The organism is Streptomyces cinereospinus, from assembly GCF_042430725.1.
Taxonomy (GTDB): domain Bacteria; phylum Actinomycetota; class Actinomycetes; order Streptomycetales; family Streptomycetaceae; genus Streptomyces; species Streptomyces cinereospinus.
In genome coordinates this window covers 14,340-27,336 of record NZ_JBHMCY010000063.1, presented here as the reverse complement: position 1 = coordinate 27,336, position 12,997 = coordinate 14,340, and the positions used below count along the sequence as shown (strand labels likewise).

At 71.8% G+C, this 12,997-nt stretch carries 11 protein-coding genes; 2 read left to right on the top strand and 9 right to left on the bottom strand.

The window, feature by feature from the left end:
• Nucleotides 1-355 precede the first annotated feature (355 nt).
• Nucleotides 356-1,366, top strand: coding sequence for a sigma-70 family RNA polymerase sigma factor (locus tag ACFF45_RS26785; protein ID WP_381349088.1), 1,011 nt, complete (start codon nt 356-358; stop codon nt 1,364-1,366).
• Here the strand turns inward: ACFF45_RS26785 and ACFF45_RS26780 are convergent.
• Nucleotides 1,250-1,636 (bottom strand): STAS domain-containing protein, encoded by a 387-nt coding sequence (locus tag ACFF45_RS26780; RefSeq protein ID WP_381349087.1) that lies wholly within the window; start codon nt 1,634-1,636, stop codon nt 1,250-1,252. The genes ACFF45_RS26785 and ACFF45_RS26780 overlap by 117 nt on opposite strands.
• A 128-nt stretch (nt 1,637-1,764) precedes the next feature.
• Between ACFF45_RS26780 and ACFF45_RS26775 the strand changes: the two genes are divergently transcribed.
• Nucleotides 1,765-2,685 (top strand): AEC family transporter, encoded by a 921-nt coding sequence (locus ACFF45_RS26775; RefSeq protein ID WP_381349086.1) that lies wholly within the window; start codon nt 1,765-1,767, stop codon nt 2,683-2,685.
• Nucleotides 2,686-2,958: 273 nt separating this feature from the next.
• On the opposite strand, the gene ACFF45_RS26770 is transcribed toward ACFF45_RS26775, so the two are convergent.
• The 8 genes from ACFF45_RS26770 to ACFF45_RS26735 all read right to left on the bottom strand — a co-directional run bounded on the left by ACFF45_RS26770 (nt 2,959) and on the right by ACFF45_RS26735 (nt 12,891).
• Nucleotides 2,959-4,236: a thymidine phosphorylase gene (locus tag ACFF45_RS26770; protein WP_381349117.1), complete on the bottom strand. Its 1,278-nt coding sequence runs from the start codon at nt 4,234-4,236 to the stop codon at nt 2,959-2,961.
• Nucleotides 4,237-4,311: 75 nt separating this feature from the next.
• Complete coding sequence (locus ACFF45_RS26765; protein ID WP_381349085.1) at nt 4,312-4,707, bottom strand: cytidine deaminase; 396 nt, start codon at nt 4,705-4,707, stop codon at nt 4,312-4,314.
• Nucleotides 4,704-5,978, bottom strand: coding sequence for an ABC transporter permease (locus ACFF45_RS26760; RefSeq protein WP_381349083.1), 1,275 nt, complete (start codon nt 5,976-5,978; stop codon nt 4,704-4,706). Before ACFF45_RS26760 ends, ACFF45_RS26765 begins: the two co-directional genes overlap by 4 nt.
• On the bottom strand, nt 5,975-7,093 hold the full coding sequence (locus ACFF45_RS26755) for an ABC transporter permease (protein ID WP_381349082.1): 1,119 nt from the start codon (nt 7,091-7,093) through the stop codon (nt 5,975-5,977). The genes ACFF45_RS26760 and ACFF45_RS26755 overlap by 4 nt, the downstream gene beginning before the upstream one ends.
• Nucleotides 7,093-8,697, bottom strand: a complete 1,605-nt coding sequence (locus ACFF45_RS26750; protein WP_381349115.1) for an ABC transporter ATP-binding protein — start codon at nt 8,695-8,697, stop codon at nt 7,093-7,095. Before ACFF45_RS26750 ends, ACFF45_RS26755 begins: the two co-directional genes overlap by 1 nt.
• Before the next feature lie 157 nt (nt 8,698-8,854).
• Complete coding sequence (locus tag ACFF45_RS26745; protein ID WP_381349081.1) at nt 8,855-9,901, bottom strand: BMP family lipoprotein; 1,047 nt, start codon at nt 9,899-9,901, stop codon at nt 8,855-8,857.
• Nucleotides 9,902-10,328: 427 nt separating this feature from the next.
• Nucleotides 10,329-11,384 carry a BMP family lipoprotein gene (locus ACFF45_RS26740; protein ID WP_381349080.1) on the bottom strand — a complete coding sequence of 352 codons (1,056 nt, stop codon included), beginning with the start codon at nt 11,382-11,384 and terminating at the stop codon, nt 10,329-10,331.
• Between the two features lie 259 nt (nt 11,385-11,643).
• Nucleotides 11,644-12,891, bottom strand: coding sequence for an amidohydrolase (locus ACFF45_RS26735; protein ID WP_381349114.1), 1,248 nt, complete (start codon nt 12,889-12,891; stop codon nt 11,644-11,646).
• Nucleotides 12,892-12,997 lie beyond the last annotated feature (106 nt).

Sequence of the window (12,997 nt, the reverse complement as noted above, 5' to 3'; positions counted from 1 at the left end):
CGCCGTGGGCAGGTGCGGGCAGCGCCTCACGGGGGGCCGTCCGGGGCGTCCGTCCCCTCCCGCCGTACGCGGGTGCCCCCTCACGGGGGGTCTGTCCCTTACCGCCGTGGGCAGGTGCGGGCAGCGCCTCACGGGGGGCCGTCCGGGGCGTCCGTCCCTTTCCGCCGTGCGCGGGTGCCGTCTCACGGGGGCGGTCGCCTCCCGCCGTGGGCGCAGTCTCCCGGGGTGCCGGGCGGGTCACTCTTGACCTGCGGCTATTGCTGGTCCGGGGGCCGTTGTCAGTGGGCTGCGGTAGCTTCCGAAGTGTTGGACGCGAGGGTGCGGCGAACGGAACGGCCACAGGGGTGGGTGGACGATGGGCAACGGCACGGCGACGGATCTCGACGCCACACTGGAGAAACACCGGGTCGAGCTGACGGGGTACTGCTACCGCATGCTCGGCTCCTCCTTCGAGGCGGAGGACGCGGTGCAGGACACGCTCGTCCGCGCCTGGCGCGGCTTCGACAAGTTCGAGGGGCGGTCCAGCATCCGGTCCTGGCTCTACCGGATCGCGACCAACGTGTGCCTGGACATGCTGAACGCGGGCAACAAGCGCGCCCGGCCGATGGACCTGTCCGAGTCGACCCCCCTCGCCCAGGCCGCGCTGTCCCCGCGTCCCGACCACACCTGGCTGGAGCCGATGCCCGACGCCCGTGTGCTGCCCTCGACCGCGGACCCGGCGGAGGCCGCGGTCGCCAAGGAGTCGGTGCGGCTGGCCTTCATGGCCGCGCTGCAGCAGCTGCCGCCCAAGCAGCGTGCGGTGCTCATCCTGCGCGAAATTCTGGCCTGGAAGGCGAGTGAGGTCGCCGAACTGCTCGGCACCTCGGTCGCCTCGGTCAACAGCGCGTTGCAGCGTGCCCGCGCGACCCTGGCGGAGCGGGGTGACACGGGGGCCGACGCGGCGGTGTCGGATCCGCTGGACCCGGAGCAGCAGAAGCTGCTGGAGCGGTACGTCGCCGCCTTCGAGGGCTACGACATGACGGCGCTGACCGCCCTGCTGCACGAGGACGCCGTGATGACGATGCCGCCGTTCGACCTGTGGCTGCGCGGCCCGGCCGACATCACCGGCTTCATGACCACCCTCGGCTCCGCCTGTGCGGGGTCCCGGCTGCGGCACGTGGAGGTCAACGGCCTGCCGGGCTTCGCGCACTACAAGCCGGACCCGGAGGCGGGCGGCTTCGCGCCGTGGGCGGTGCAGGTGCTGGAGATCTCAGAGGGCCGGATCACCGGGTTCCACTTCTTCCTGGACACCAAGCGGTGGTTCCCGCTGTTCGGGCTGCCCCTCCACCTCGAAGCGGAGTCCGACCAGGTCGAGGAGGGCATGTAGCGCGGGGTCGGGGTCGCGCAGCCGGATGCGTCCCCCGGCGCGGCGAGCGGCGAGCTGGAGCCGGGCGAGCAGATCGACGACGCCGAGGCCCGGTGGCCCGAGCCCGCCCACGTCGCACACCACGACCGACGCCCCTCCGCCCTCCAGCAGGGCGCGCACGTCCGCGCACAGGCCGCTCACCTCGTCCCGGGTGACGGGGCCGGCCAGCACGAGTTCCGCGGGTGTCAGGGCGTCCACGTGCGGTAGACCGGGCGGGCGGGCCGAACTCATCGCGCGGCGGGCGTCGTCGGCGTCACATTGACCTCGGCGGGCCTGGTGACGAGGGTTGCTTGTATGCCGCATCGATCATGGTCATCCGTCCTCGCCCGTGCGTGTCCCCGCCTCGTCGAGGGGGCGCCGTGCAGGGGGTGCTGAGCGGGTTCGCCGTGATCGCGGTGGTGATCGGCGTCGGTTACGCGATCGGGCGGCGCGGCTCCCTCGGGGAGCAGGGCCGGGAGGTCCTGACCAAGCTCGCCTTCCACGTGGCGTCCCCGGCCCTGCTGTTCACCACGCTCGCGCGGGCCGACCTGTCGGTGGTCTTCTCCGAGCGGCTGCTGGTGACGGCTCTGAGCACGGCGGCGGTGGCCGGGGTGTTCGTGGCGGTGGGTGCCGTCCGCCGCTGGGGAGTGGGCCGTACGACGATCGGCGCGCTGTGCGCCGGGTACGTCAACTCCGGCAACCTCGGCATCCCGATCGCCGTGTACGTGCTGGGCGACGCGTCCCTCGTGGCGCCGGTGCTGCTGTTCCAGCTGGTCGGGGTGACGCCGATCGCCGTGACGGTGCTGGACCTGGCCTCGGGAGGGGCCAGACGGCCGCTGTGGCAGCGGCTGCTGACGCCGTTGCGCAATCCGATAGCGCTGGGCTCACTGGCCGGGGTGGCGGTGTCGGCGGCGGGTGTCGCGGTGCCGGGCCCGGTGATGGACCCCCTCACCCTGATCGGCAACATGTCCGTCCCGGCGGTGCTGCTCGCCTTCGGCATCTCGCTGCGGGGCAGCACCCTGCCGCTGCGGGGCGCGGAGAAGGCGCCGGTGCTGCTGGCGGTGGGCCTCAAGACCGTCGCCCAGCCGGTGATCGGCTGGGCGCTGGCGGCGGGGGTGTTCGGGCTGCGGGGTGCGGCGCTGCTGGACGTGGTGGTGACGTCGGCGCTGCCCGCCGCGCAGAACCTGTTCACGTACGCGAGCACGTACCGGGTCGGCGAGGTGCTGGCGCGGGAGGCGATCCTGCTGTCGACGGTGGTCTCGGTACCGGTGCTGGTGGGGGTGGCGGCGGTGCTGGGGTGACCCGGTCGTGGTTCGCGTTGCGCCTGGACGTGACCTCGACGACGAGTTCGGCTTCGCCGGCGTGCACACGCGTTCCACGGCGCAGGGCGGCTCTCGGCACCGCGCACAGGTCGGGCATGAAGAGGCTGCCCGTCTCCGGGCGTGCGAGGCCGAGTGTCCGACAGACACCCCGGTCAGTCGGCGGTCTCCCATCGGTCGTCACCGGTCCCAGCATGCCGAACGGGACCGGTGGTGGTCCACCGATCCCGTGCACCCGACTGAGGAGACCTGAGGTCAGGCGATACGTTCCAGCACCACCGGGGACGGGGTGAAGGCCGTGCCGGGGGCGGCGATGTCGTAGGAGCCCTCGATCGCCTGGAGGGCGTAGTCGAAGCGGTCGGGGGTGTCCGTGTGGAGGGTCAGCAAGGGCCGGCCCTCGGTCACCGGGTCGCCGGGCTTGGCGTGGAGCTCGACGCCGGCGGCGGCCTGCACCGGATCCTCCTTGCGGGCGCGGCCCGCGCCCAGGCGCCAGGCGGCGATGCCGACGCCGTAGGCGTCCAGGCGGGTCAGGACGCCGGAGGACGGCGCGGTGACCACGTGCTGTTCGCGGGACGTGGGCAGCCGCGCGTCCGGGTCGCCGCCCTGGGCCGCGATCATGCGGCGCCAGACGTCCATGGCCGAGCCGTCGGCCAGGGCCTTCGCCGGGTCGGCGTCCTTCACGCCCGCCGCGTCCAGCATCTCGCGGGCCAGGGCGAGCGTCAGCTCGACCACGTCCGCGGGGCCGCCGCCCGCCAGGACCTCGACCGACTCGCGGACCTCCAGGGCGTTGCCCGCGGTGAGGCCGAGCGGGGTGGACATGTCGGTCAGCAGGGCGACCGTCCGCACGCCGCTGTCCGTGCCCAGGCCCACCATGGTCGACGCCAGCTCACGGGCGTCCTCGACGGTCTTCATGAAGGCGCCGGAGCCGACCTTCACGTCCAGGACCAGCGAGCCGGTGCCCTCGGCGATCTTCTTGGACATGATGGAGGACGCGATCAGCGGGATCGCCTCGACCGTGCCGGTGACGTCCCGCAGCGCGTAGAGCTTCTTGTCGGCGGGGGCGAGCCCGTCGCCCGCCGCGCAGATCACCGCGCCCGTGGTGGCCAGGACGTGGAGCATCTCCTCGTTGGAGAGCAGGGCGCGCCAGCCGGGGATCGACTCCAGCTTGTCCAGCGTGCCGCCGGTGTGGCCGAGACCGCGGCCGGAGAGCTGCGGGACGGCCGCGCCGCAGGCGGCGACCAGGGGCGCCAGCGGAAGGGTGGTCTTGTCGCCGACGCCGCCCGTGGAGTGCTTGTCGGCGGTCGGGCGGGCGAGGGACGAGAAGTCCATGCGCTCGCCGCTCGCGATCATCGCGGCCGTCCAGCGGGCGATCTCGCGGCGGTTCATGCCGTTGAGCAGGACGGCCATCGCGAGCGCCGACATCTGCTCGTCGGCGACCTCGCCGCGCGTGTACGCGTCGATGACCCAGTCGATCTGCTCGTCGCTGAGCTCACCGCGGTCCCGCTTGGTGCGGATGACGGAGATGGCGTCCATGGCCATGAGGGCTTTCCTTCCGGGGATGGCGAAGAGTACGGCCCCTGCGGACCGGATCGCAGGGGCCGTACGGAGTTACGAGGAGAGGTGCCCCGGCCCGAAGGCCTGGGGAAGCATCTCCGACAGCGGCAGGATGCCCGCCGGGGTGTCCAGCAGCAGGCCGGGGCCGCCGAACTCGTACAGCAACTGGCGGCAGCGGCCGCACGGGACGAGGAGTTCGCCCCGGCCGTCCACGCAGGTGAAGTGCGTGAGCCGGCCGCCGCCGGTGCGCTGCAGCTCCGAGACCAGCCCGCACTCGGCGCACAGGCCGAGGCCGTACGAGGCGTTCTCGACGTTGCAGCCGGTGACGGTGCGTCCGTCGTCGACCAGGGCGGCGGCCCCGACGGGGTAGCCGGAGTAGGGGGCGTACGCGTGGGCCATGGCCTCGCGGGCCACCGTGCGCAGCGCCTCCCAGTCGGCGTCGGGGGTCACTTGCCTTGTCCCTTGCGGTACGGCAGTCCGTCCGCCTTCGGCATCCGCAGCCGCTGGGCGGAGAGGGCCAGCACGACGAGGGTGATGACGTACGGCGTGGCGGCGACGACCTGGTTGGGGACCTCGTTGGTGGTGGCGTACCAGGCGAAGACGAGGGCACCGATGACCAGGGTGATCACGGCGTTGCCGTACTTCTTGCGGATCGCCAGCCAGATCGCGCCGATGACCAGCAGGAGCGCGCCGAGCAGCAGCAGGGCGTGGACGTTCTCGGAGCCGCCGCGCAGGTTGAGGCTGTCGGTGTAGCCGAACAGCCCGGCGCCGACGGCGAGCCCGCCCGGCATCCAGTTGCCGAAGATCATTGCCGCGAGGCCGATGTAGCCGCGGCCGCTGACCTGGCCCTCCAGGTAGAAGGGGTTGGCGACGAGGGAGAGGAAGACGCCGCCGAGGCCGGCCAGGCCGCCGGAGACGGCGACCGCCAGGTACTTGTACGTGTAGACGTTCACGCCGAGCGACTCGGCGGCGACCGGGTTCTCGCCGCAGGAGCGCAGACGCAGGCCGAACGCGGTGCGCCACAGGATCCACCAGGTGGCGGGGACCAGGGCGACGGCGATCAGGGTCAGCCAGGAGACGTTGGTGACCAGACCGCCGAGCAGGCCCGCGACGTCGGAGATCAGGAACCAGCCCTGCTCGTTCAGCTCCTTGAGGCCGTCGGAGAGGCCCGGCACCGTGACGTTGCCGAGGGACTCGACCGCCGGGGACTGCTTGGCGGAGCCGCCCGGGTGCCCCTCGAAGGCGAGGGGGGCCAGGTAGCGGGTGGCGCCCAGGGCGAGGATGTTGATGGCCACACCGGAGACGATGTGGTTGACGTGGAAGGTGACGGTCACGACGGCGTGCAGCAGGCCGCCGAGCGCGCCGCCGAGGACGCCGACCAGGACACCGGTCCACGGCCCCCACTGGAAGCCGGCCCAGGCGCCGAACCAGGTGCCGAGGATCATCATGCCTTCGAGGCCGATGTTGACGACGCCCGCGCGCTCGGCCCACAGGCCGCCCAGACCGGCGAGGCCGATCGGCACGGCGAGCTGGAGCGCGGTGGACATCTGGCTGACGTTGGTGATGCCGTCGGCGCCGGTGACGATGCGGACGAGCGAGGTCAGGGCCAGGGCTCCGGCGATGACCAGCAGCAGGACGGGCCACGACAGGCGGCGGCCGGTCGGCGCCGCGGGCTGCAGCGTGGGCTGGTTGACGTCGGTCGCGGAGACGGGGGCGGTCATCGGCCAGCCACCTCCTTCGTGTTGTGGGCGCCGAGCACGTGACCGGCGGCGAGTTCCGCGCCGACGCGGCGCTGCTGGCGGCGCAGACCCCATTCGCGGACGGCCTCGTACGAGACGACGACCGCCAGCACGATCAGGCCCTGCATGATGACCGCGATCTCCTTGTCGTAGTCGTGGAAGTCCAGCTCGTCGGAGGCGACGTCGAGCCAGGCCCACAGCAGGGCGGCGAAGGCGATGCCGGTCGGGTTGTTACGGCCGAGCAGGGCGATGCCGATGCCCAGGAAGCCGATGCCGGTGGGGAAGTTGAGGTTGTAGGTGTGGCTGTCGCCCATCAGGATCGGCAGGCCCGCGAGACCGGCGAGGGCGCCGGAGATCAGCATGGCGGTCAGCGTCATCCGCTTGGGGTCGACGCCGGAGGCCGCGGCGGCGGTCTCGGAGGCGCCGGAGGCGCGCAGGTCGAAGCCGAAGCGGGTGCGGTTGAGGACCACCCAGTAGCCGATGCCGAGGAGCACGGCGAGGAGGACCAGGCCGTAGATCTCGCCGGCCGGGCCCAGGTCGATGCCGGGCACCCAGCCGGAGGAGTGCATCTCGCCGGTGGTGTTGTTGTTGCCGGCCTTGACGCCGAAGACGGTCGGCAGCCACAGGTAGCCGATGACGGAGGTGGCGATCGCGTTGAGCATGATCGTCGCGACGACCTCGCTGACGCCCCGGGTGACCTTCAGGACGCCGGCGATGCCCGCCCAGAAGGCGCCGGTGAACAGCGCGGTGAGGAGCAGCAGCGGGATCTGGATCACGGCCGGCAGGTTCAGGTGGGCGCCGACGACCGCGGTCATCATGGCGGCGAGCTGGTACTGGCCGTCGACCCCGATGTTGAACAGGTTCATCCGGAAGCCGATGGCCACCGCCAGGGCGGCGATGTAGTACATCGAGGCCTGGTTGACGATCAGGACCTGAATGTCGGAGAAGGTGGCCTGCTCGAACATCAGGGCGAACGGCTCGACCGGATTCTTGCCGGAGGCGATCAGCACGATCGCGCTCAGCACGAAGGCCACCGCGAGCGCGATGACCGGCCCGGCCACCGCGAGGAGCACGCGCTCCTTGTCGAACTTCTTCATCAACGGGCCTCGTCTTCCCGGTCCTGATCGCCGGCCGGCGGCTCTTCGTGTTCGAGGTGTCCGGTGGCGGCACCGGTCATGGCGGAGCCCAGCTCCTCGGGGGTGATGGCGGCGGGGTCGGCGTCGGCGACCAGCCTGCCGTCGTAGATCACCCGCAGGGTGTCGGAGAGGCCGATCAGCTCGTCCAGGTCGGCGGAGATCAGCAGCACGGCCAGGCCCTCGCGGCGGGCCTCGCGGATGTGTTCCCAGATGGCGGCCTGGGCGCCGACGTCCACACCGCGGGTGGGGTGGGCGGCGATCAGGAAGCGCGGGTGGTGGCTCATCTCGCGGCCGACGATCAGCTTCTGCTGGTTGCCGCCGGACAGCGAGGCGGCGGTGACGTCGATGCCAGGGGTGCGGACGTCGTACGTCTCGATGATCCGGCGCGTGTCCTCCTGCGCGGCCTTCGGGTCCAGCCAGACACCCTTGGCGTTGGGCTTCTCGGTGACGTGACCGAGGATGCGGTTCTCCCACAGGGGGGCCTCCAGGAGCAGGCCGTGGCGGTGCCGGTCCTCGGGGATGTAGCCGACGCCCTGCTCGCGGCGCTTGCGGGTGGGCCAGGCGGTGATCTCCTCGCCGGCCATCGTGATCGTGCCGGAGTCGGCGTGCCGGAGGCCGATCAGCGCGTCGACCAGCTCGGTCTGGCCGTTGCCCTCGACGCCGGCGATGCCCAGGACCTCGCCCGCGTGGATGGTGAAGGTGATGTCGTCCAGCAGCGCCTTGCCGCCCGGCGCCTGCAGGCGCAGCCTGTCGACGGTGATGACGGGGCGGTCGGTGACCGTGGACTCGGCGGTCTCCGGCGTCGGCAGCTCGCTGCCGACCATCATCTCGGCCAGCCGGCGCGGGGTGGTCTCGGCGGGGACGGCCGTGCCGACCGTGGTGCCGCGGCGGATGACGGTGATCTCGTCGGCGACGGAGAGCACCTCGCCCAGCTTGTGCGAGATGAAGATGACGGACAGGCCCTCGGCCTTCAGCTCCCGCAGGTTGGCGAAGAGCGCGTCCACCTCCTGCGGCACGAGCACGGCGGTCGGTTCGTCGAGGATCAGCGTGGTGGCGCCGCGGTAGAGGACCTTGAGGATCTCCACCCGCTGGCGGGCGGCGACGCCGAGCTCCTCGACCAGCAGGTCGGGGCGGACGCCGAGGCCGTAGCGGTCGGAGATCTCCTGGATCCGGCGGCGGGCCCTGGCGCCGATGCCGTACAGCTTCTCGCTGCCGAGGACCACGTTCTCCAGCACGGTGAGGTTGTCGGCCAGCATGAAGTGCTGGTGGACCATGCCGATGCCGCGCGCGATGGCGTCGGCCGGGCTGTGCAGGGTGACCTGCTCACCGTCGATGGCGATGGTGCCCTCGTCCGGCTTCTGCATGCCGTAAAGGATCTTCATCAGCGTCGACTTGCCGGCGCCGTTCTCGCCAACGAGGGCGTGCACGGTGCCCTTGCGGACACCGAGGTGGATGTCGTGGTTGGCCACGACGCCCGGGAAACGCTTGGTGATCCCGGCGAGTTCGACGGCGGTCGGCTGACCGTGGACCGCCGCTCCGGCCGGAGGGCTGCTGGACGCGTTGATGGCGCACTCTCCTGGGGACGGGGGTCGTCTACGCGCGTAGCGCCCCTACGGCATGCAAAGGGGCGGCGCCCCGCGACAACGGGGTACAGGGAGGAAGCTCCCCGCACCCCGTGGCGCGGACGTCACCCGCGGTTACCGACTGGTCGGCACCTGCTTGTCAGCTGCTCTTGACCTCGATCTCGCCGCTGATGATCTTCTCCTTGGCCGCTTCGATGGCTTCCTGGAGCTCGGCGTCACCCGCGAACTTCGGGTTGGAGTCCGCGAGGCCCACCTCGCCGGTCTTCAGATCGCCCCTGACGATACCGGTCTCCGGCTTGCCGTCCTCCACCGACTTCGCAAGGTGGTAAACCGCCTTCGCGACGTCCTTCGTGGCGGAGGTGAGGATGGAGTCCTTGTACTGCGCGAGGGCTTCCTGCCGGTACTGGTCGGAGTCGACGCCGATCGCCCACACCTTGTTGGCGGCGGCGGCCTCGATCACGCCCTGACCGGACAGGCCGGCCGCCGCGTAGACGACGTCGGCCTTCTTCTCGATCTGGCCCTCGGCGGCCGTCTTGCCCTTGTCGGGGCTGGAGAAGCCGCCCTCCTCGGCCGTCTGCGTCAGGTACTGGGCCAGGACCTCGACCTTGGGGTCGGTGTCCTTGACGCCCTGCTCGAAGCCCGCCTGGAACTTGTGTATCAGCGGGATGTCCACACCGCCGACGAAACCGACGACGTCGCTCTCGGTGCTCTTGGCGGCGGCCACACCGGCCAGGTACGAGGCCTGCTCCTCGGAGAAGACCAGGCCGGCCACGTTCTCCGCCTGGACCTGCGAGTCGTCGACGATGCCGAAGGTGGTGCCGGGATACTTCGCCGCGACCTCCTGCACGGCCGGCGCGTACGCGTAGCCGACGCCGATCACCGGGTTGTAGCCCTGCTTGGCCAGCGAGGCCAGGCGCTGCGCCTTGTCGGCGTCGGTCTCGCCCTCGGTGGGCTCGATGTCGGCCGTCTCGTACCGGAACTCCTTCTTCGCCTGCTCCAGGCCCGCGTACGCGGCGTCGTTGAAGGACTGGTCGCCCTTGCCGCCGACGTCGTAGGCGATGGCGAGGCCCTTGTCGCCGTCGGAGGACGAGCCGCTCTCGGTCGAGGTGCCGCCGCAGGCGGACAGAGCGAGGGCGAGGGAGGCGGTCGCTGCGCCCGCGACCGCGAGGCGGGAAACCCGGCGCATGTGTGGTGCTCCTGTCGTACTGGCGGGTCCGGGGACGTGCGGGGGCGTGCCCGCGTCGTCCGGTGCGTACTCCCGGCGCGCCGGACCGGGACCCGCGTAGCGGAAGCTACCTGGGCCGGTGACCGGTGCGGCGAGAGTGCGTGCCGGGCGGCGTGGGGGCGTGCCCGCACTTCCCCGGGGTGCCTGGCGCCGTACGGTTCGGCGTCGGCGCTGGCTTCGCCGCAGATTAACGCGCGTAGACCAGCCTGAGAACCCCTTCTGTCCACCTAGTTGTCCGGCCGTGGCCAACGCCACTCGGGCCGAGGTGGCCGCCCCGCCCCCTCGCACCGGCCCGGCGGGCGCCGGGGACGCCGAAGCGGGCGGGTGCTCCACGCATCCGCCCGCTTCGGCGGGATCTGCCGGTTCGGCCTGGTCGGGCGAGGGGCGACTACTCGGCCTTCACCTTGATCGAGCCGTCGACGATGCCCGCCTTGGCCTCCTCCACGGCCTCCCGCAGATCCGCGATCTCGGCGTACCGCGGGTTGCTCTCGGACAGGCCCACGCCGTTCACCTTCAGGTCGAAGGTCTTGACACCGGTCAGCGGCTCGCCGCTCTCGACGGACTTCGCCAGTTCGTACACCGCGCCGCCGACGTCCTTGAGCGCGGAGGTGAGGATGGAGTCCTTGTACGAGGCGAGCGCCTCCTGGTGGTACTGGTCGGAGTCGACGCCGATGGCCCAGACCTTGGCCGTGGCGGCGGCCTCGATGACGCCCTGGCCGGACAGGCCGGCCGCCTGGTAGACCACGTCGGCCTTCTTCTCGATCTGGCCCTCGGCGGCGGCCTTGCCCTTGTCGGGGCTGGAGAAGCCGCCCTCCTCCGCGGTCTGCGTCAGGTACTGCGAGAGGACCGTGACCTTGCCGCCGCTGGTGTCCGCGACGCCCTGCTTGTAGCCGGCCTCGAACTTGTTGATCAGCGGGATGTCCACACCGCCGACGAAGCCGACGGTGTCGGTCTTGGTCGCCTTGGCGGCGGCGACGCCCGCGAGGTAGGAGGCCTGCTCCTCGGCGAAGACGAGGGAGGCGATGTTCTTGCCCTCGACGACGGAGTCGACGATGCCGAAGGTGGTGTCCGGGTACTTCGCGGCGACGGCCTCCATCGCCGGGCCGTAGACGAAGCCGACACCGATGACGGGGTTGTAGCCCTGCCTGGCCAGCGACGCCAGGCGCTGCTCCTTGTCGGCGTCGGTCTCGCCCTCGGTGGGCTCGATGTCGGTGGTCTGGTAGCCGTACTCGTCCGCGGCCTTCTGCAGGCCTGCGTACGCGGCGTCGTTGAAGGACTGGTCGCCCTTGCCGCCGATGTCGTACGCGATGGCGAGGCCCAGGTCCTCCGTGCCGCCCTCGCCGTCGCCGCCGCTGTCAGTGCTGGTCCCGCCGCAGGCGGTGGCGGCCAGCGCGAGCGAGGCGACGCCCACCGCGACGCGGGTCAGGTTGGATGTCCGACGCATCTGAAGTTCCCCATTCTCCAAAGCCCCGCAGCGGGCGCTCGGTTCGGCGCACATTAACGCGCGTAGACACTCCTGGGAACGGGATTCTCCGTGGCCGTTATCCATTCGTGCCGGTGGCCGGTCACGTCGTCGTGAACCACCGGCTCCAATGACGCAGCTGGGGCGATCCCGGCGTGCTCGGCGCAGGACCGGCCGCTCGTCCGCACCGGGCTGCCCCCCGCCGCCCGCGGGGCGCAACCGGAAGGCGCCTCCGGGGTGGCTACCGGCCGCCGTCGATCAGCGCCGCCGCCGTGAACAGCTCGACGCCCACCGCGATCGCGGACTCGTCCACGTCGAAGTCGCCCTGGTGCAGGTCGCGGACCGTGCGCTCGCCCGGCGGGCGGACGCCGAGGCGGGCCATGGCGCCGGGGACCTGCTCCAGATACCAGGAGAAGTCCTCGCCGCCGAGGCTCTGGTCGGTGTGCTCGACCGACGCGGGGCCGCGGCGGGCGGTCATGGCGTCGGCGAGGAGTTCGGTGACGCCGGGCTCGTTGACGACGGGCGGCACCCCGCGGACGTAGTTGATCTCCGACTTGGCGCGGTGCAGGTTCGCCACCTCGTCGATCGCCGCGTGCACGATGTCCGGGGCCTCCCGCCAGGCCGTCATGTCGAGGCACCGCACGGTCCCGGCGAGCTCGGCGTGCTGCGGGATGACGTTCGGCGCGTGGCCCGACTCGATACGGCCCCAGGTCACCGCCAGGCCGCTGCGGGTGTCGACCCGGCGCGCGACGAGCGCCGGCACGTCGGTGACCACGCGGGCGACGGCGGTGACCAGGTCGGTGGTCAGGTGCGGCCGGGCGGTGTGGCCGCCGGGGCCGTCCAGGGTGATCTCCAGCCGGTCGCAGGCGGAGGTGATCGGGCCCTCGCGCAGGCCGATCAGGCCGGCGTCCACCCGGGGGTCGCAGTGCACGGCGACGATCCGCCGCACCCCGTCGAGCACCCCGCAGTCGATGGCGTCGGCGGCACCGCCGGGCAGCACCTCCTCGGCGGGCTGGAAGACCAGCCGCACCGGCCGCGGCAGCAGGCCCTGCCGGTGCAGGTCGGCGAGGACCAGCCCGGCGCCCAGCACCACGGCCGTGTGCACGTCGTGGCCGCAGGCGTGCGCCCGGTCGGGGACGGTCGAGCGGTAGGGGCACTCGGTCTTCGCGTCCGGGATGGGCAGGGCGTCGATGTCCGCGCGCATGGCGAGCATCTCCGGTCCGCCGCGCCACTGGTCCCCGTCCACACCGACGTCACAGACGAGTCCGGTGCCGGCGGCGAGTACGCGCGGGCGGAGGCCGGCCTTCTCCAGCCGGGCCTTGATCGCGGCGGTCGTACGGAACTCCTGGTTGCCGAGCTCCGGGTGCATGTGCAAGTCACGCCGGAACGCGACGAGTTCGGCACGCAGTGGCTCGGGGAGCGTGCCGGGAAGGGCGGCTGGCGCCGCTCCGGCCGCTCCGAGGAGGTCGGCGTCGGACTCCAGTGACATCAGTTGCTTCACCCTCTGAAGGGTAGGACGCCCGGGTGGCCAACTGACCCGCGATCAACAAAAGTTCAGCCCGTTGAAGGAAGAAAAACTGGCCGCCGGACGCATA

Excerpts from the sequence above, each read along its gene's own strand:
- ACFF45_RS26770 (WP_381349117.1), bottom strand. The coding sequence starts at position 4,236 with ATGGACGCCATCTCCGTCATCCGCACCAAGCGGGACCGCGGTGAGCTC.
- ACFF45_RS26780 (WP_381349087.1), bottom strand. The coding sequence starts at position 1,636 with ATGAGTTCGGCCCGCCCGCCCGGTCTACCGCACGTGGACGCCCTGACA.
- ACFF45_RS26740 (WP_381349080.1), bottom strand. The coding sequence starts at position 11,384 with ATGCGTCGGACATCCAACCTGACCCGCGTCGCGGTGGGCGTCGCCTCG.
- ACFF45_RS26735 (WP_381349114.1), bottom strand. The coding sequence starts at position 12,891 with ATGTCACTGGAGTCCGACGCCGACCTCCTCGGAGCGGCCGGAGCGGCG.
- ACFF45_RS26745 (WP_381349081.1), bottom strand. The coding sequence starts at position 9,901 with ATGCGCCGGGTTTCCCGCCTCGCGGTCGCGGGCGCAGCGACCGCCTCC.
- ACFF45_RS26760 (WP_381349083.1), bottom strand. The coding sequence starts at position 5,978 with ATGACCGCCCCCGTCTCCGCGACCGACGTCAACCAGCCCACGCTGCAG.
- ACFF45_RS26755 (WP_381349082.1), bottom strand. The coding sequence starts at position 7,093 with ATGAAGAAGTTCGACAAGGAGCGCGTGCTCCTCGCGGTGGCCGGGCCG.
- ACFF45_RS26785 (WP_381349088.1), top strand. The coding sequence starts at position 356 with ATGGGCAACGGCACGGCGACGGATCTCGACGCCACACTGGAGAAACAC.